Below are 21,225 nucleotides of genomic sequence, written 5' to 3' on the forward strand. Positions count from 1 at the left end.
GATGCTCTAATTTCAATACCATCCAATTCAGCAAGCAAGCTTGGCGGGATCGCCGCAACTGGTCCTGAGGAATTCAACGTTTGGCAGACAACGAAGGTTGAGTATGCTTCCCGATACAAAATTCAGGACTGTTACAGAAATATTGATATTTCGCGGCAAGGTCGAACCGGAAAAGACGGCATTCATTTTTCTCGAGAACGGCGAATCGGAACTGACTCGACTCACGTTCGGCGACCTGGACAAGCGGGCTCGCGGCATCGCCGCCAGGCTGCAACGCATGGCGCAACCGGGCGATCGCGTCCTTCTGGTCTATCCGCCCGGACTGGAATTCATCTGCGCATGGGTGGGATGCCTGTATGCCGGCCTGATCGGCGTGCCTGCCTATCCTCCGCGCAGGCATCGTCCGGCGGATCGTCTCAAGGCCATCGTCGCCGACGCCGGGCCGGTCGTCGCGCTGACCGACGCAGCCACGCTCGACGGCATCGTGCATCACGCGGACGGCTATTCCGACACGCTGGAACTGAAGATCCTGGCGACAGACCAGGGCTTCGACGCACCGGCCGAACAATGGCGCGCACCGGACATCACGCCGCAGACGCTGGCGCTGCTGCAATACACGTCAGGCTCCACCGGTACGCCAAAAGGCGTGATGATCAGCCACGCGAACATCCTGAGCAATATGGCGGTCATCGCCGAGGCGAGCGATGCCGATGCGTCGGCGGTGTTCGTCAGCTGGCTCCCGGTGTTTCACGACATGGGTTTCTTCGGGAAGGTGCTGCTGCCGATCTATCTCGGTGTGCTGTCGGTGCTGATGGCGCCCGCGGCGTTCGTGCAGAAACCCCTCCGCTGGCTGCAGGCAATCACGAAGTATCGCGGCACGCATTGCGCCGCGCCGGATTTCGCGTATGACCTGTGCGCGCGCAAGATATCCGATGAAGCCCGCGCGCAGCTGGATCTGAGCAGCTGGCGGGTTGCATTCAACGGCGCGGAACCGGTGCGCGCGGAGTCGGTGGCACGTTTTTCGCGCGCATTCGCCGCGTGCGGCTTCCACGCGCAAACCATGCGCCCGGTCTACGGCATGGCCGAGGCAACCTTGTTCATCTCCGGTCAGCCGGCACGCTCGCTGCCGCTCGTGGCGGACTACGACGCCGACGGCCTCGCACAAGGCGTGGCGACGAGAAGCGAGCGCGGCAAGCGCCACGCGCTGGTCTCATGCGGTCGGACCTGGGCGGAGCACCGCCTGCAGATCGTGAATCCGGATACCGGTGAGCGCTGCCCGCCCGACCGGATCGGCGAAATCTGGTTGACGGGCCCGAGCGTCGGTGTCGGCTACTGGAACCGCGTCGACGAAACGGAGCACACCTTTCGCGCGAAGCTGGATGGCGATGACGCGCGTTACCTGCGCACGGGCGATCTCGGCTTCGTCGATGGCGAGAACCTGTTCGTCACCGGCCGTTTGAAAGACCTCATCATCGTTGCCGGCCGCAATCACTACCCGCAGGATCTCGAGCAATCCGCCGAAGGAAGCCACCCCGCGCTGGCGCCCAACGCGTCGGCGGCTTTCTCGATCAACGTCGACGACGTGGAGCGGGTCGTCATCGCATGCGAAGTGCGCCGGGAAGCGCTCAACACGCTGAACGCCGAAGCCGTCGCCGCGGAGATCCGGCGCAAGCTCGCCGAAGAGCATGACGTCGATCTGTATGCGGCGATCCTGTTGAAGCCCGCGACGATCCTGCGCACGTCCAGCGGAAAAATCCAGCGGAGCCGAATCAGGCTGGCATTCCTCGACGGACAGGGGCTCGCGATTGCGGGCGAGTGGCGGCGTTCGTTTTCCGCGGAGGTCGCGCCCTCCGCGGCAGCGGCACGCGACACGCAAGCGCTGGTGCAATGGTGCGTCGAGCGTGTCTCGCGTCTGTCGGGAATCGATTCCGGCAATATCGACCCCGACGCGCCGTTCAGCATCTATGGGCTCGATTCGAAGGACGCCATCATGCTCTCGGGCGAGTTGCAGGACTGGCTCGGGCGGCCGGTTTCCCCTACCGTCGTCTACGATTTTCCGAGTATTGCCCTGCTGGCGCGCCATTTGAGCGGCACCGGGAATGCCATGCCGGGCCAGGCGCCCGGTTCAGCCGAAGCACGCGCGGATATCGCCATCGTCGGCATGGGATGCCGTTTCCCCGGCGCCAGTCATCCCGACGCATTCTGGCAGCTGCTGCTGCAGGGCCGCGACGCGGTCGGCGCGTTGCAGCAGCGCGCCGGCGACCTTCCGCCCACCGGACTGCTGGAACAGGTCGACCTGTTCGATGCGGCGTTCTTCGGCATCAGCGCTCGCGAAGCCGAATCGATGGATCCGCAACAGCGTCTGCTTCTCGAGGTTGCGTGGGAGACGCTCGAGCACGCGGGGATCGCGCCCCGGAGTCTCGCCGGCGGACGCACCGCGGTCATCGTGGGCATCAGCAATTCGGACTACATCCGTCTGGCGCAGGAAGAAGTCGCGGATGTCGGCCCTTATGTCGCGACCGGCAATGCGCTCAGCGTCGCCGCCAACCGCATTTCCTACACGCTCGATTTGCGCGGCCCGAGCTGGGCGGTCGATACCGCGTGTTCGTCGTCGCTCGTCGCGGTTCATCAGGCGTGCCGCGCGCTGCAGCGCGGCGAGTCCGATGCGGCGCTTGCCGGCGGCGTCAACCTGATTCTGGCGCCGCAATTGAGCGCCTCCTTCACGCAATCGGGCATGCTTTCGCCGGACGGCCGATGCAAGGCGTTCGATGCGGCAGCCAACGGTTACGTGCGCGGCGAAGGCGTGGGCATGGTGCTGCTCAAGCGTCTCGACGATGCGCGCGAGAACGGCGACACCGTGTTCGCCGTGATCCGCGGCTCGGCGGTGAATCAGGACGGGCGCAGCAATGGCCTGACCGCGCCCAATGGCCCGGCCCAGCAGGCCGTGATTCGCAGTGCGCTGCACGATGCCGGCGTACGCGCGCAGGACATCGGCTTCGTCGAAGCGCACGGTACGGGAACGCCGCTCGGAGACCCGATTGAGTTGAACTCGCTGACGGCGGTCCTGGGCGAATCTCGTCGGCCGGACGATCACTGCTGGATCGGTTCGGTCAAGACCAACATCGGCCATCTGGAGTCGGCGGCGGGCATCGCCAGCCTGATCAAGACCGCCCTTGCGCTACACCATCGTGCCATTCCGCCGAACCTCCATTTCCGGTCGATCAATCCTCAAATCGCGCTCGACGGCACGCCCTTCCGTATTCCGCAGCAGGTCACGCCGTGGCATCGGGAACACGGGCCGCGCATGGCCGGCGTGAGTTCGTTCGGCTTCGGCGGCACCAATGCGCACATGATCCTGTCGGAAGCGCCACGGCCCGCGGAGATCGAAGCCGACTCGGCGGCGCCCGCGGCGCGCGTCGTGACGCTCTCCGCGCGCACGCCCGACGCGTTGCAAGCGCTGGCGGCGTCCTATGCGGCGTATCTCGACGCCCATCCCGAGGTCCGTGTGCGGGATGTCGCGTTCACGGCAAATACCGGGCGCACCCACTTCACGCGGCGAGCGGCGATCGTCGCATCGAGTCTCGATACGTTGCGTTCGCAACTGGACGCCGTTTCGGCCGGCGAGCCCGCCGAAACACCGCCTGCAGTGACCTTCCACTTTTGCGCCGACGACGGCGGCAGCGCCGACGCGGTTCGGCAATTGCGTTCGGCCAGCCCCGCCTTCGGCGCGCTGCTGCAGCGGCAATCCGAGGCCTGCGCCGAAGCCGGGTTCACGGCATTCCAGTGCGCGCTGGCGCAACTGTGGATGTCCTTCGGCATTACGCCGGGCGCCGTCAGCAGCACGGGCGACGGGCATCGCGCCGCAGCCTCGCTGGCGGGCGTGCCGCAGGCGCCGGACGGCGGTGCGGCGGGAAACCCCGGCATCGTGATCGAAATCGGCGCGCACACGGCCGCGTGGGACACGATCCTGCACACGCTCGCCGAGCTCTACGTACGCGGCGCGTCCATCAACTGGGATGCCGTGGAGCAGGACGCCCCGCGCCGCCGGCTCGCCCTGCCGACCTACCCGTTCGAGCGTCGCGGCTTCTGGATCAGTCCACGCGCGCCCCGGCATCCGTTGCTCGGGCGCCTCATGGAGCCGCACGCGCATTCGCCGGCCACGTGGATCTGGCAGTCGCGTCTTGACGCTCCGGCAGCCACCTTTCTCAGCGGTCATCGCGTCAAGGGATCGCCCGTGCTGCCCTATTCCGCCTACGTGGAAATGGCGCTGGCGGCAACGTCGGAAATCGGCGCCGCCAGCCATACCACGTTGAAGGACCTCGCACTGCATGCGCCGTTGCCGCTGCATCCGCATGAATCGCGCACCGTGCAGACCGTGCTGAGCCGCCAGTCCTGGGGACCGTTTTCGTTTGCCGTCTATCACCGGATCGACGACACCAGCGCCGCCGCGACATGGCAGATGTGCGCGAGTGCCGAAATTCACGAATCGGATCGGAGCCACGCATGAAATTCGGCCTGATGTTCTTCGCCAGCAGTGAAGAGGCGCTGTCCGGCAACAAGTACCAGCTCGTGATGGAAAGCGCGCGTTTCGCCGATGCGAACGGGTTTTCCAGCGTCTGGGTGCCGGAGCGCCATTTCACAGAATTCGGTTCGCTGTACCCGAATCCCGCTGTCCTGCACGCCGCGCTTGCCGCTGCCACCCAACGCGTGAAGCTGGTCGCGGGCAGCGTGGTCGCAGCGCTGCACAACCCGATCCGGATCGCGGAAGAATGGTCGATGGTGGACAACCTGTCGAACGGCCGCGTGGGCGTGTCGTTCGCGTCCGGATGGAATCCGGACGACTTCGTGTTCGCGCCGGACAAATATGCGAGCCGGCAGGACGACATGCTGACCACGATGCGCGCCGTCCAGCATCTGTGGCGCGGCGGTACGCTGGATGCGCGCAATGGCGTCGGCAAGCCGGTGCAGTTGCGCATCTATCCGACGCCGGTGCAGCCGGAACTGCCGGTCTGGGTGACTGCCGCGAGCAATCCGCAGACCTTCGTGCGCGCCGGTGAAGCCGGCGCGAACCTGCTGACCCACGTGCTCGACCAGGATCGGGACCAGCTCGCGCACAAGATCGCCCTCTACCGCGACGCGCGCGCAAAACACGGCTTCGATCCGGCGGCCGGCACCGTGTCCGTGATGCTGCACACGTTCGTCGGCGACGATGCGGCGCGGGTACGCGAGCAGGCGCGCGCGCCGTTCTGCAACTACATCCGCAGCAATATCGGGCTGTTGAACGGGCTGGCGCAGAGCCGCGGCCAGTCGGTGGACGTGCGCGCGATGGGCGCGCGCGAGCTGGACGAGTTCGTCGAGTTTCTCTATGAACGCTTCGCGCAATCGCGCGGCCTCATCGGCACGCCGGAAACCTGCGTCGAACTCGTGCGGGATCTCGAGTCGATCGGCGTGGATGAAGTGGCCTGCCTGCTCGATTTCGGTCCGCCGGTCGAGCTGATCCTCGGCAATCTTCCGCAGTTGCGTCGACTCCGGGAGATGTGCGCTCCCAGGCGAGCCGCCGCGCCGACGAGATTCGATGCCGCCGCGGTGCAGGCCCGCTGCACCGAAACGACTTCGGGCGCCGACTTCAATGGCGAAATCCGGCAGCACGGCGTGCAGATCGACGGCGTGTTCAACGCCATCCAGCAGATCTGGCGCACGGCCGGCGAGGCGCTGGGGAAAATCAGCCTGCCGGCGGACGCGCTGGCATCGTCTCAATACCAGGTGCACCCCGCTTTTCTCGACGCGTGCAGCCGCGTGCTCGCCGCCGCGATCGATCCGGACGCGCTGGAGGCGGGCGACCTGTACCTGCCCAGTTCGATCGGCGCGGTACGCGTTCATCAGCCGCCGTCGTCGGCAGATGCGTGGAGTCACGCCACGCTGCGCAAGCCGAGCGGGCACGGCGCGCTGGAGGGCGATATCCGCGTCCATGACCTCGCCGGGCGACTGCTGATCGAGATCGATGCGCTGCGGTTGCAGCATGTGCGCGCCGGGCGAACCGTCGAGCGGCACGATTTGTCCGCGCTGCTTTATCGGCGCGTGTGGAGACCGTCGAGCGTCGACGCGGCAACCGGCGGTTCGGCGCACGGCGAGTGGCTGATTCTCGCGGACCGTGGCGGCGTCGGCGCGCAACTGTCCGGCCTGCTGGAGAGCGCCGGCGATACGTGCACGCTGCGCTTCGCCGACGCGACGCCGGAACCGTCCGCGCTCGACCGGCCGCTGAAGGGCATCGTTCATCTGTGGAGTCTCGATCTCGCGCCCGCCGACATCGCGGCGCGACGGCGTGCCAGCGCGAGCGTGCTGCAACTGGTCAGGACGCTCGCGTCTCGCGCACCGGCAGCCCGGCAGACGCGTCTGTGGCTGGTGACGTCGGGTGCGATGAATGTGCTGGACGGCGAATCGACCGCCGTCGCACAGGCGCCCCTGTGGGGATTGGGCCGCGCGATCGCCGTCGAGCATGCGGCGATGTGGGGCGGGCTGGTCGACCTCGACCCCGCGCAGCCGTCGGCGGCGCACATCGTGCAAGCGGTACAGGCTGGCGGCCGTGAAGACATGATCGCGTTTCGCCGCGGACAGCGCTACGTCGCGCGTATCGCCCGCGACGATCGCGAATTCGTCAGCCACCGTCCGATCAGGTTCCACCATGACGCGACCTATCTGGTGACCGGCGGGCTCGGCGGGCTCGGCCTGCGGCTCGCGTCCTGGCTCGCCGCCAACGGCGCCGGCAAAGTCGTACTGCTCGGGCGCGGCGCGCCCTCCCCGGCAGCCGAGAAAATCCTGCGGACGCTCGACGCGCGGTTCGTTCGCGCCGACCTGTCGCGTCGCGAGGACGTCGCGCAAGCGCTCGATGAAATCGCGGATTCGATGCCGCCGCTCAAGGGGGTCTTTCACCTCGCGGGCGCACTCGACGATGCGCTGCTGACGCGCCAGGACGACGATTTCTTCCATCGCGCCGGAAGCGGCAAGGCCGATGGCGCCTGGTATCTGCACGAACTGACGGCCGATCTGCCGCTCGACCATTTCGTCCTGTTCTCGTCGATGGCCGCGCTGATCACCATGCCGGGCCAGGGCAACTACGCGGCGGCGAACAGCTTTCTCGACGCCCTCGCGCAGCATCGGCGCGCGCAGGGGAAACCGGGCCTCAGCGTCAATTGGGGGCCGTGGGCGGACATCGGCCATGCCGCCACCGACTACGGACGGCGCGCGCACGAACAACTGGCTGCGCTCGGCGTCGGCACGCTGCCGCCCGAACTGGCCATCGCGACGCTGGAACGGCTGATGGCGTCGGGCGTCGCCCAGTCCGGGGTGGCGCGCATCAACTGGCCGACCCTGTTCCGGGTCGATGCGCCGGCCGCCGGGTCGGCGCTGTTTTCCGAACTCGCGCAACCGGCCGCGCAGCCTGCGCAGCAGGAGACGGCATTGCTGCGCCAGCTGCATGCGTGCGCGCCGCGCGAGCGGATCGAGCTCATCACCGACACGCTCGCGAAGATGCTGGCCGAGACGCTGCGGCTCTCCAGCACCGACGCCATTGCGCCCGAGCAATCGCTGCTCGATCTCGGCCTGGATTCGCTGATCGCGCTCGAACTGACCGACCGCCTCACCAAGGTGTTCGGCAGGCCGTTTCGCGCGACGCTGTTCTTTTCCTATCCGAACCTGCAAACGCTCGCCCAATACGTGCTCAACGAACTGTCGCCTTCGCTTCCTGCTCCTGTCGTCGACGAAGCATCCGAAGACCTTGACGAAGACGACCTTTCCGAACTGATTGCCCAGGAGATCGGCGCCCAATGAACGCCAAGGCCACGCATGCACTGAAAGCCGCGCTCGACGAACTGCGCCTGCGGCGCGCGGAAATCGCGGCGCTGCGTTCGGACCGCAACGAGCCGATCGCGGTCATCGGCATGGCTTGCCGCTTCCCCGGCCGCAGCGATACGCCGGACGCGTTCTGGCAATTGCTCGATGACGCGCGCGATGCCGTCACCGAAGTGCCGGGCGAACGCTGGGACATCGATCGCTATTACGACCCCGATCCGGCCACGCCCGGCAAGATGGCAACCCGCCGCGGCGCCTTTCTCGAACGTGTGGATCAATTCGACGCGGCGTTCTTCGGGATCGCGCCGCGCGAAGCGACCTACCTCGATCCGCAGCAACGGCTCCTGCTCGAAGTGGCCTGGGAGGCGCTTGAGAACGCCCATCTCGCGCCCGAGCGCTTCCGGCAGTCCGCCACCGGCGTGTACGTCGGCATTACCTGCTTCGATCATGCGATCCAGGTGTCCAATGCGTCGATGCCGTCGAGCAGCTACGCCGGCACGGGCAGCGCGCTGAACATGGCTGCGGGCCGGCTGTCGTTCGTGCTGGGCCTCACCGGCCCGAGCATGGCGATCGATACCGCCTGCTCGTCGTCGCTGGTCTGCCTGCACCTGGCCTGCGAAAGCCTGCGCTCGCGCGAAAGCAACATGGCGCTCGCGGGCGGCGTCAACCTGATGCTGTCGCCCGAGGTGATGGTCAGTTTCTCGCAAGCGCGCATGCTGTCGCCGGACGGACGCTGCAAGACCTTCGACGCAGCGGCGGACGGCTATGTGCGCGGCGAAGGGTGCGGCATGGTGGTGCTCAAGCGCCTCGCCGACGCGCTCGCCGACGGCGACCGGGTGCTCGGCATCGTGCGCGGCACGGCGGTCGACCAGGGCGGTGCGGGCGGCGGGCTGACCGTTCCGAGCCGCGATTCGCAGGAACGGGTGATCCGCCGCGCACTGAACCAGGCCGGCCTCGCGCCCGGCGACGTCTCCTACGTCGAGGCCCACGGTACCGGGACGTCGCTCGGCGACCCGATCGAGGTCGAAGCGCTGGCCGGCGTCTACGGCCCCGGGCGCGCGGCGACCGAGCCGCTCGTGATCGGTTCGGTCAAGACCAATATCGGGCATCTGGAATCGGCCTCCGGCATCGCCGGCCTGATCAAGGTCCTGCTGTCGTTCGAGCATGACCGGATTCCGGCGCACCTGCATTTCACGCAGCCCAATCCGCATACGCCGTGGCAGGACATCCCGATCCGCGTCGCGGCCGATCCGGTCGCGTGGCGGCGCGGGGAACGCAGGCGAATCGCCGGGGTGAGCGCGTTCGGATTCAGCGGCACCAATGCCCACGCGATCGTCGAGGAACCGCCCGTCGCGCCGGCGCATGCCGCGCAGCGCGGGCTGCTGCTGCTGTCGGCCAAATCCGAAGCGGCGCTGGCGGCGCTCGCGCAACGCTACGAGCGCGCGATTGACGGCGCGACGCCGCGGGAGCTGGCCGCCATCTGCCGCGCCGCGGCCACCGGACGGAGTCACTATCCGTTTCGCGCGGCCTATGTGTCGGGCGTGAAGGAAGCGTCGGCGGCAGCGGCGCGCACGGGCAAGGCGTTGCGCATGGGCTTCAGGTTCGGCGCGCCGGACACCGGCGTCGCGCGCGAGCTTCACGCGTCGGAACCGCTGTTCCGCGACGCGTTCGCGCGCTGCTCGGTGCCGCTGGAAGCCCTCGATACCGACGCGGGCCACTTCGCGATCCAGTTCGCGTGGGCGGAACTGTGGAAGGGCTGGGGCATCCGCCCGTCCGTCGTGTCGGGCCACGGCGTCGGCGAATATGTCGCGGCCTGCGTGGCGGGCGTCGTGAGCGTTGCCGACGCGCTGCGCCTCGTGGCGGCCCGGTCGGATGCCGAAGCGTTGCGCGCCGCGCTTCAGGACACGCCGCTCGCACGGCCGTCGGTCCGCCTGATCTCCGGCTGTCTCGGTGCCGAAGTGACCGACGAGGTGACGCATCCGCAGTACTGGCTGCAGCTTGCCGGGGCGTCGGAGCAAGCCGACGCGCCGCACACGCCGGAGGGGCTCGCCGACGGCTGGCTGCCGCCGCCATGCGCCGGCGATGCACTGGAGCGCGCACTCGCGGTGCTGTACGTGCAGGGCTGGCAGTTCGACTGGAGCGCGCTGTTCCCGGCGCCCGCCCAGCCCGCCACGCCCCTGCCGAACTACCCGTTCGAGCGGCAGCGCTTCAGCCTGGAGAAGATCCCGTCGCCGATCGTCGGCATGGATGCCGGCAGCATCGACGCAGCGTTGCGGCACCTCAAGTCGTCCGGCAAGTACTCGGAGGACGTGCTGAACGCCTTTCCGGACCTGCTCAGGACTGCGTTCGCCCCCGCCGAAACCGCCGCCCCGACCGCACCCCCGCTCTATCACGTGGTGTGGGAGCCGCAGGCCGCGTTGCCGGCGGCCCGGTTCGCCGCCGACGCGTCGCCGTGGCTGATCTTCGCGGACGAGAGCGGTGTCGGCGAACGGCTCGCGGCGCTGCTGCGCGAGCGCGGCGCATCCTGCTCGCTGGTGCGCCCCGGCCTTGATTTTGGCGTCGGCGCGGAAGCGGGCCGGCAGATCGCGCCCGAGCGGCCGGACGATTTCGTCCGCTTGCTGAACGAGACTGCCGCCCCCGGCCAGCGCATCGTCTTTCTATGGGCGCTGGACGAAGCCGTCGGCGAGACGCGCATGTCCACTGCCCTGCTGCATCTCGTGCACGCGCTGGTCGGCAGCGAGCGCGAGTGGACGCCTTCGACCCGGCCCAGGATCCGGGTCGTCACGCGCGACGCGGTAGAAGCCGGCGAAGCGCCGCTCGTATCGGGGTTCGCACAGGCTGCGCTGTCGGGCCTGGCACGCGGGGCGATGATCGAGCATCCGGAATGGTTCGAAACCGCGATCGATCTCGATCCGGCCGCGCCGGAGGACGAGACGCAGGCGCTGCTTCAGGAGATGCTCGGCGAGAGCCGCGAAGAACAGGTGGCGCTGCGGCACGGCGCGCGCCATGTCGCGCGCCTGAGCCCGCTCGCGCAAGCCGAAACGGCCGCGCTGCGGGTCGACCCGGACGCGGCCTACCTGATCACCGGCGGGTTCGGCGCGCTCGGGCTGCACACTGCCCGGTGGCTGGCGGCGCGCGGTGCGGGCACGCTGATCCTGGTCGGCCGGCAAGGGGCCGCGAGCGACGAGAGCCGGCGGGCGATCGCCGAGCTGCGTGAGCGGAACGTGTCGCTGCGCTGCGAGCGCGTCGATATCGCCGACCCGGTGGCGGTCACCGATTTTTTTGCTGCGCTCCGGCGCGACGGCGTGCCGCTGCGGGGCATCGTGCATGCGGCCGGCATCGTCGGCTACAAGCCGATCATGCAGGTCGGGCGCGAGGAGCTCGACGCGGTCCTGCAACCCAAGGTCGCCGGCGCGTGGCTGCTCCATCAGCAAAGCGAGCACTTCCCGCTCGATTTCTTCATCCTGTTTTCGTCGATCGCGTCCGCGTGGGGTTCGCGCGAGCAGGCGCACTACAGCGCCGCGAATCGATTCCTCGACGCGCTCGCGCATCATCGCCGCAGCCGGGGCCTGCCGGCCCTGAGCGTGAACTGGGGGCCCTGGGCGCAAGGCGGCATGACGTTCCCCGACGCGGAAGCACTGCTGCGGCGTGTCGGCATCCGCTCGCTGGCGGCGGATCGCGCGCTCGACGTGCTGGATCACCTCCCCGCCGTGCCACAGGTGGCGGTCGTCGATATCGACCTGGCGCTGTTCCAGGGCTCCTACGAGGCACGCGGACCCAAGCCGTTCCTCGATCGCGTGCGAGTGGGCGGAAGCCCGCCACGCGCGCCGGCGATGCCGGCGTTGAGCGACGCATCGCCGCGCGAGCGAAAGCGCCTGCTGGCGGACAGCATCGATCGCGCGGTTGCCCAGGTGCTCGGCTACGCAGCGGGGACGCTGGATCGCGACCTCGGCTTCTTCGAGATGGGCATGGATTCGCTGATGGCGCTGGACGTGCGCACGCACCTCGAAAAAGCGCTGGGCATCCCGTTGTCGGTCGCGCTGTTGTTCGATCATCCGACGGTCAACGCGCTCGCGGATTTCCTGGCGGAGCAGTCGTCCGGCACCGCGCCTGACGCGCACGCGGCGCCGACGCAGGCCGTGCCGGCGCAGCCGCGGGCGGTCGCGCCGGCCATCGAGGCGCGCGAGGCCGGCACGCCGGAACCGATCGCGATCGTCGGCATGAGCTGCCGGTTTCCGGGCGCCGCGCACGATCTCGACGCCTATTGGCGGTTGCTGAACGACGGGGTGGATGCGATCTCCGAAGTGCCGCGCGAGCGCTGGGATGTCGACGCGTACTACGATCCCGATCCGGAAGCGCCGGGGCGGATGGTTTGCCGCTTCGGCGGTTTTCTCGACGACGTCGATCAGTTCGATCCGGCCTTCTTCCGTATCACGCCGCGCGAAGCGGCCGCGATGGACCCGCAGCAGCGCCTGTTGCTCGAAGTCAGTCACGAAGCGCTGGAGCATGCCGGCATTCCCGTCGACAGTCTCAAGGGCAGCCGGACCGGCGTCTTCGTCGGCATCACCACCAACGATTACGCGAACCTGCAGCTTCGCAACGGCGGCGGCAGCGGCATCGACGGCTATTTCTTCACCGGCAATCCGCTCAACACGGCAGCCGGCCGCATCTCCTATGGGCTGGGCGTGCAGGGGCCGAGCATGGCGATCGACACCGCCTGCTCGTCGTCGCTCACCGCGATCCATACCGCCAGCCAGAATCTCCGCAGCGGCGAGTGCGATCTCGCGATTGCGGGCGGCGTCAATCTGATCCTGTCGCCGGACAACTCCATCGCCGTCTCGCGCACGCGGGCGCTGGCGCCGGACGGCCGCTGCAAGACCTTCGACGCGGCGGCGGATGGCTTCGTGCGCAGCGAAGGCTGCGGCGCGCTGGTGCTCAAGCGCCTGTCCGATGCGCTCGCCGCGGGCGATCGCGTGCTGGCCGTGCTGCGTGGCTCGGCCGTCAACCACGACGGCGCGTCGAGCGGTTTTACCGCGCCGAACGGACGCGCGCAGGAAGCCGTCATCCGCCAGGCGCTGGGCGGGCTTCCCGCCGCATCCATCGATTACGTGGAAGCGCACGGCACCGGCACCCCGCTGGGCGATCCCGTCGAGGTGCAGGCGCTGGCGACGGTGTTCGGCGAAGGCCGCGACGGGGGCCGGCGGCTGCGCGTCGGCTCGGTGAAAACCAACATCGGCCACACGGAATCCGCTGCCGGCATCGCGGGGGTCATCAAGGTCGTGCTGTCGCTGAACCACGACCGCCTTCCCGCCCACCTGCATTTCCGCCACCCGAGCCCGCTGGTGCAGTGGGACGCGCTGCCGATCGAGATCTGCGCCGAGGCGAGCGCGTGGCCGCGCGGCGAGCGGCCGCGGCGAGCCGGCGTCAGCGCGTTCGGCGCGAGCGGCACCAATGCCCACCTGGTGCTGGAAGAAGCGCCCGCGCCGGCGCGGCCGGCGACGCCGTCGAAACACAAGGTGCATCCGCTGGTGCTGTCGGCCAAGACGCCGGCGGCATTGCGAGCGCTTGCCGGGCGCTATCAGCGGCGGTTCGAAGCCGAACCCGGTCTCGATATCGCGGCCGTGGCGTTTTCGGCGGCGACCGGCCGCTCGCATTTCGCGCATCGGCTGGCGCTGCCGGTGACGTCGCTCGAGGACGCCATCGACAAGCTGCGCGCGTTCCAGGCGAAGGAACCCGCCGGCGCGGCGCAGCCCGCCCCCCGCGTGAAGATGGCATTCCTGTTCACCGGCCAGGGCTCGCAATACGCCGGCATGGGCCGCCGTCTGTACGACGCGTATCCGGTGTTCCGCGACGCCATCGACCGCTGCCGCGCGGTGGCCGATCCGCTGCTCGACAAACCGTTGCTCGATGTTTTGTCCGCCCAGGGCGAAGAGATCCACCAGACCGGCTACAGCCAGCCGGCCCTGTTCTCGCTGCAGTTCGCGCTCACCACGTTGCTGGCGTCGTTCGGCGTGGTGCCCGACGCCGTGATGGGCCACAGCGTCGGCGAGTACGCGGCGGCTTGCGCGGCCGGCGTCTTCTCGCCGGAAGACGGCCTGCGGCTGATTGCCGAACGCGGCCGGCTGATGCAGGCGTTGCCCCGCGACGGCGAGATGGCGGCCATTTTCACCGACCTCGCGACGGTCGAGCGCGCGATCGAAGCCTGTCCGCACGACGTCGCGGTGGCGGCCGTCAACGGTCCGGCGAGCATCGTGATCTCCGGCAGGCGCGAGCGCATCGCGATGCTGGTCGACGCGTTCGCTGCGCAGGACATCCGGTCCGTGCTGCTCAATACGTCGCACGCATTCCACTCGCCGCTGGTCGAGCCGATGCTGGACAGCTTCCAGGCCGTCGCGAAAGCCGTGCGCGTCGCGCGCCCGGCGATCCCGTTCTATTCGAATCTCACGGGCGCCGTGATGGACGACGCGCCGACCGACGCGTACTGGCGCCGTCACTGCCGGGAGCCGGTGCAGTTCGCGAGCAGCGTCGAGCGCCTCGCCGAAGCCGGTTTCAACGTGCTGGTCGAAATCGGCCCCAAGCCGGTGCTCGTCAACCTGGCCCGCGCGTGCTGTGCACCGGACGCCGGGATCCAGTTCCTCGGCCTGCAGCGGCCGCAAGCCGAGCAGCAAGCGCTGGTCGAAACGCTGTCGAGCCTGTATGCCCGCGGCGTCGATGTCGATTGGGCCTCGACCGAAACACCCGCGCCCACGCGCGTCGCATTGCCGTCCTATCCCTTCCAACGCAGCCGTACCTGGTTCCAGAAAGCGGACACGTCCATGACTCAGACAAGCGCATCACCCATCGCCGCAACGCCGGCGCCCAATCGTAGCGGCGAGGTTCTCGAATGGCTTCGCGGCAAGATCGGCGAATTGATCCAGGCCGATCCCGCCACCATCAACATCGACCTGCCGTTCCTGGAGATGGGTGCCGACTCGATCGTGCTGATCGAGGCCATCCGGCACATCGAGAAGCAGTACGGCGTGAAGCTGGCCATGCGCCGCTTCTTCGAAGACCTGGCGACGGTGCAGGCGCTCGCCGAGTATGTCGCGGACAATCTGCCGGCGGCCGCCGCGCCGTCCGAGGCCGAGTCCGTCGCGGGACCGTCCATGGCGGCGGTCGCGGTCGCGCAGTCCGCGGAGGTGCTTGCGCCGCTCGCCGCCGCCCCGGCGGAATGGGTGGCGGCCGAAGGCGGCTCCACGGTCGAGCGCGTGTTGCGGGAGCAGAATCAACTGCTGTCCCGCGTGATGAGCCAGCAGATGGAACTGCTGCGCACGTCGCTGACCGGCCAGGCCGGCGTGCGGCCGACGACGGTCGCCGCGCAAGCCGTCGCGAGCACGGCGAGCGTCGCACCCACGGCCGCGACCGCGACCCTGGCCGCCGCGCCAGCAGCGAAGCCCGCGCCTGCAGCTGCGGCCGCGGCGGACGATCGGCCGCCCAAGCCGATGATGCCGTGGGGCAGCCCGGTCGAACAGCGGGCGCGCGGCTTGTCCGCCGTGCAGCAGGAGCATCTCGAAGCGCTGATCGTGCGCTACACGACGCGCACCCGGAAATCGAAGGACTCGGTGCAGGCGTCGCGCCCGGTGCTGGCCGACAGCCGTGCCACGGTCGGCTTCCGCTTTTCGACCAAGGAGATGCTGTATCCGATCGTCGGCGATCGCGCTGCCGGTTCGCGGCTGTGGGACATCGACGGCAACGAGTACATCGATTTCACGATGGGCTTCGGCGTGCATCTGTTCGGCCACACGCCGGACTTCATCCAGCAGCAGGTCACCCGCGAATGGCAGCGCCCGCTCGAACTGGGCGCGCGCTCCAGCCTCGTCGGCGAAGTGGCCGCGCGCTTTGCCCGCGTCACCGGCCTCGATCGCGTGGCGTTCTCGAACACCGGCACCGAGGCGGTCATGACCGCCATGCGGCTCGCGCGCGCCGTGACCGGGCGCGACAAGATCGTGATGTTCACGCATTCGTATCACGGCCATGCCGACGGCACGCTCGCCGCGGCGAACGCGGAAGGCGTGACGGAAACCATCGCCCCCGGCGTGCCGTTCGGCTCGGTCGAGAACATGATCCTGCTCGAGTACGGCAGCGACGCCGCGCTCGAGGCCATTCGCGGCATGGCGTCGACCCTTGCCGCCGTGATGGTGGAGCCGGTGCAGAGCCGCAACCCGTCCCTGCAGCCCGTCGCATTCCTCAAGGAACTGCGCCGCATCACCGAGCAGGCCGGCGTCGCGCTGATCTTCGACGAAATGATCACCGGCTTCCGCGTCCATCCGGGCGGCTCCCAGGCCATGTTCGGCATCCGGGCCGATCTCGCGACGTACGGCAAGATCATCGGCGGCGGCCTGCCGCTGGGCGTCATCGCCGGCACCAGCCGCTTCATGGACGCCATCGACGGCGGCATGTGGACCTACGGCGACCACTCGTTCCCCGCCGCGGACCGCACCGCGTTCGGCGGCACCTTCTGCCAGTATCCGCTCGCGATGGCGGCCGCGCTGGCCGTGCTGGAGAAGATCGAACAGGAAGGCCCGGCGCTGCAGGCCGCGCTCAACGAACGGACCGCGCAAATCGCCGAGACGTTGAATGCGTTCTTCGCGGAGGCCGAGGCGCCGATCAAGGTGACGTGGTTCGGCTCGATGTTCCGCTTCGAATTCACCGAGAACCTCGACCTGTTCTTCTATCACATGCTCGAAAAGGGCATCTACATCTGGGAATGGCGCACCTGCTTCCTCTCCACCGCGCATACGGATGCCGATATCGACCGGTTCATCCGGGCGGTGAAGGACAGCGTCGCCGACCTGCGCCGGGGCGGTTTCATCCGGCCGCACTCGAAGCACGGCACGGTGGCCGCGCTGAGCGAAGCGCAACGCCAGCTGTGGATCCTGTCGGAAGTCGATCCCGAAGGATCGCTGGCGTACAACGTCAACACCACCCTCGAGCTGAATGGCCGGCTCGACGAGGCCGCCATGCGCGCGGCCGTCCAGGGTCTCGTCGATCGGCACGAAGCGCTGCGCACCACGTTGACGCCGGACGGGTCGGGCCAGATCGTGCATCCGTCGCTGACGCTTCGGATTCCGCTGATCGACACGGACCAGGACGCGTGGCGGGACCACGAAAGCCGCCAGCCGTTCGACCTGGTGAACGGTCCGCTGTTTCGCGCCGCGCTGGTGCGCCTGGACAGCGAGCGTCACCTGCTGGTGATGACGGCCCATCACATCATCTGTGACGGCTCCACGTTCGGCATCCTGCTCGAGGATCTGGCCCGCGCTTATGCCGGTGCTGCACCGGCCGCGGCGCCGCTGCAGTTCCGCGAGTACCTGAAGCAGCTCGACGGCCAGCGCCACAGCCCGGAAACGAAGGCGAATCGCGCGTACTGGCTCGCGCAATGCGCGCACCGGGCCGACCCGCTGAATCTTCCGCTGGACTACCCGCGGCCCGCGGTGAAGACGTTTCACGGCGAGCGCGTGTCCGTGCATCTGGACGCGGCGGAGGCCGCGTCGCTGCGCGCCGCCGCCCGTCAGAACGGCTGCACGCTCTACATGATGCTGCTCGCGGGCTTCAATATGTTCCTGCACCGCATCGCCGGCCAGCAGGAGATCGTCACCGGCATCCCGGTGACCGGCCGTTCCGTGGCCGGCAGCGATCGCCTCGCCGGCTACTGCACGCATCTGCTGCCGCTGCGCTCCACGCTGCCCGAGCAGGCCACCGTGGCCAGCTTCCTGGCCGGCACCCGCCAGAACCTGCTCGACGCGCTCGAGCACCAGGATTATCCGTTCGCCGAGCTGGTCCGCGAAATCGGCGCGCAGCGCGATCTCAACGCCGCGCCGCTGGTATCGGCGGTCTTCAACCTCGAACCCGTGTCGGCGCTGCCCGAACTGCCCGGCCTGACGGTCGGCCTGGTCGCCCCGCTGATCCGCTATACCGCGTTCGATCTGAACGTCAACGTGCTCGACGCGGGGCAGGAACTGCTGATCGATTGCGACTACAACACCGATCTGTTCGACGCGAGCACGGTGCAGCGATTCCTCGCCATCTACCGGACCTTGCTGATGCGTGTCACGGACGATGCGTCGGCTGCCGTTGCCCGGCTGCCGTTGCTGAGCGATGCGGAGCGGGATCTGCTGACCGTCGAATGGAACCGGACCGAAACGGATTTCGGCGATGCCGCGGCACAACCGCTGCATCGGCTGTTCGAACAACAGGTCGAGCGCACGCCCGACGCCGTCGCCGCCGTCTGCGACGACGCCTCGCTCACCTACGCAGAACTCAACCTGCGCGCCAATCGCCTCGCCCACCGGCTCATCGAGCTCGGCGTCGCTCCCGATGCTCTCGTCGGCCTGGCGATGGAGCGCTCGCTCGACATGATCGTCGCGCTGCTCGCGATCCTCAAGGCCGGCGGCGCCTACGTCCCCGTCGATCCCGACTACCCCGCCGAGCGCGTGCGTTTCATGATCGACAACGCGCAGTTGCGCTGGCTCTTCACCCAGCAGCATCTGCTTGCCGCGCTGCCCGACACCGACGCCCGCGTGATCGTCGTCGATTGTGACGCGCACGACTTCGACGCCGCGCCCGCGTCCAACCCCGCGCCTGCGCTGAGCGGCGACAACCTCGCCTACATGATCTACACCTCCGGTTCGACCGGCAGGCCCAAGGGCGCGCTCAACACCCATCGCGCGATCACCAACCGCATCCTGTGGATGCAACACGCCTACACGCTCGGCGCCGACGAGTCCGTGCTGCAGAAAACCCCGTTCAGCTTCGACGTCTCGGTCTGGGAATTCTTCTGGCCGCTCAGCGTCGGCGCACGCCTCGTGTTCGCCCGACCCGGCGGCCAGCGCGAGACCGACTACCTGGTCGAACTCATCGAGCGCGAACGGATCACCACGGTCCATTTCGTGCCGTCGATGCTGCGCGCCTTTCTCGACCATCCGGACCTCGACGCGCACTGCACGTCGCTGCGCCGCGTCGTATGCAGCGGCGAGGCGCTGCCGTTCGACCTCCAGCAGCGCTTCTTCGCGCGTCTGGACGCCAAGCTGTACAACCTCTACGGCCCCACCGAGGCCGCTGTCGACGTGACCGCCTGGGAGTGCCGGCGCGACGACCCGCACCGCATCGTGCCGATCGGCCGGCCCATCGCCAACACCCGCCTCTACATCGTCGACGCGCAGCTGCAACCCGTGCCGGTCGGCGTGGCGGGCGAGCTGCTGATCGGCGGCACGCCGGTCGGACGCGGCTACCACGGCGAGCCCGAGCTGAGCGCCGGGAAGTTCATTGCCGATCCGTTCTCCACCGACCCGCGTGCACGCCTCTACCGCACCGGCGATCTCGCGCGCTACCGGCCCGACGGCAACGTCGAGTTCCTCGGCCGCATCGACCATCAGATCAAGCTGCGCGGCCTGCGCATCGAACCCGGTGAAATCGAGGCCGCGCTGACTTCGCACCCGCTGGTCGACGCCGCCGTCGTGGCGCTGCGCGGCGTGGACGACGGCGCGCGACTCGTCGCATGGCTGCACTCGTCGCACCCCGAAGCCGAACTGATCGAAGCGGTGCGCGGCCACCTGCGGCAGCGGCTGCCGGATTACATGGTGCCGTCCGCGTTCGTCGTCGTGCCCGCGTTCGAGCATCTGCCCAACGGCAAGCTCGATCGCGCCAGGCTGCCCGAACCCGGCGACAACCTGGACCACGTTGCGCCCGTCAACGCGCTCGAAGCGCAGTTGACGGCAATCTGGCAGGAAGTGCTCGGCCAGGCGCGGATCAGCACGACCGCCAATTTCTTCGAGCTGGGCGGCAATTCGCTGTCCGCGACGAAGGTCGTCGCGCGCATCCGTCGCGATCTGCATGCGAAGCTGGAAATCCGCAGCCTGTTCGCACACCCGACCATTTCGAGCCTCGCGAAGCGCATCGCCGATACGCAGCCGATCGATTACGCGCCGGTGACGCCGCTGCCGGCGCAGGCGCACTACGAACTCTCTCCCGCGCAGACGCGGCTGTGGGTCCAGGATCGCCTCAATGCGGCGCAAGCCGGCGGGCCGCTGCCCACGTCCCTGCTGTTCGAGGGCGTGCTGGACGTGGATGCGCTCGTGCGGGCGTTCCGCGCGTTGAGCGAACGTCACGAGATCCTGCGCACGCGTTTCGTGCTGGCAGGCAATCAGCCGGTCCAGCAAGTGCTGCCGCCCGGCGAAGCCGCCTTCGCGGTCGAGGTCGTGGATCTGCAGGATGCCGAGGACCGCGATGCGCAGGCCATGTCGATCCATGCGAGCGAACGGCTCGCGCCGATGGATCTCGCCACCGGTCCGCTGTTCCGCGTCAAGCTGCTCAGGCTCTCCGAAGTCCGTCACGTCTGCATCTGCACGATGCATCACATCGTCAGCGACGGCTGGTCCACGGAGGTGTTGCTCGACGACCTGTCGAAGATCTATGACGCGTTTGTCCAGCGTCGCGACAATCCGTTGCCCGCACTCCCGATCCAGTACAAGGATTACGCCGGCTGGCTGAATCGCCTGCTCGCCGGGCCGGACGGCGAACGCATGAAGGAATACTGGCTGACCAGGCTGGGCGGCGGCCTGCGCGCGCTGGAACTGCCGGGCGACCTCGAGCAGCCGGCCGCGCCGAGCTGGAAATCCTGGCGATTCGAACTGCCCGCCGCCGAGACGACGGCGCTGGAATCGCTCGGCAAGCGCCACGGCGCGACCTTGTTCATCGCGCTGCTGTCCGCGATCAAGGCGCTGTTCTACCGCCGTTCCGGCCAGGAGGACATCGTCGTCGGCACGCCGGTCGCGGGCCGCGAGCTGCCCGAACTCGAGTCGCAGGTCGGCCCCTATCTGAACGTGCTGGCGCTGCGCGACCGCGTCGCCGGCGACGATCGTTTCGATACGCTGCTGACCCGGGTGCGGGACACCACCATCGAAGCGTTCTCCCACCCGCTGTATCCGCTGGATCGCCTGCTCGACGCGCTGCACATCAAACGCGTCGCGGGACGCAATCCGCTCTTCGACATCGGCCTGACGCTGCAGAACCAGCGACAAGGCGCCGTCGATCGCTACGCGGGGCAAGTGCGCATTGCCGAGCTGCCGGACCACGACCTGCAGCGCGCGGACCCGGAAGCCGCGACGGACTTCTGGTTCCTGGCCGAGCCGCGCGCCGAGGGCCTCGCGATCAGCGTCGTCTATCACGCCGGGCGGTTCAGCGAGGCCCTGGTGCAAGGCCTCGCCAACGAACTGACGTCCGTCATCGGGGAAGTGCTTGCCGATCCGGGCGTTCGCATCCGGAACCTGACCTTGGGACAACGCGCGCTGCACGCCGAAGCGCGCCAGCCCACCGTCGAACTCAGCGCATTCTAAGGAG

At 68.5% G+C, this 21,225-nt stretch carries 3 protein-coding genes; all 3 read left to right on the forward strand.

Annotated features, from left to right (window positions below; translation table 11 throughout):
• Positions 1 to 103: 103 nt before the first annotated feature.
• Genes ACM6JT_RS01520 through ACM6JT_RS01530 form a run of 3 tightly spaced genes read left to right on the forward strand, consistent with a single transcriptional unit; the run spans position 104 to position 21,221 of the window.
• Positions 104 to 4,507, forward strand: coding sequence for a beta-ketoacyl synthase N-terminal-like domain-containing protein (locus ACM6JT_RS01520; protein WP_414855863.1), 4,404 nt, complete (start codon positions 104 to 106; stop codon positions 4,505 to 4,507).
• Positions 4,504 to 7,827 (forward strand): type I polyketide synthase, encoded by a 3,324-nt coding sequence (locus tag ACM6JT_RS01525; protein WP_414855864.1) that lies wholly within the window; start codon positions 4,504 to 4,506, stop codon positions 7,825 to 7,827. The genes ACM6JT_RS01520 and ACM6JT_RS01525 overlap by 4 nt, the downstream gene beginning before the upstream one ends.
• Positions 7,824 to 21,221, forward strand: a complete 13,398-nt coding sequence (locus ACM6JT_RS01530) for an amino acid adenylation domain-containing protein (RefSeq protein WP_414855865.1) — start codon at positions 7,824 to 7,826, stop codon at positions 21,219 to 21,221. The genes ACM6JT_RS01525 and ACM6JT_RS01530 overlap by 4 nt, the downstream gene beginning before the upstream one ends.
• Positions 21,222 to 21,225: the final 4 nt, after the last annotated feature.

Source organism: Burkholderia sp. IT-111MI5 (genome assembly GCF_949752865.1).
In the GTDB taxonomy this organism is placed as follows: Bacteria; Pseudomonadota; Gammaproteobacteria; order Burkholderiales; family Burkholderiaceae; genus Burkholderia; species Burkholderia pyrrocinia_C.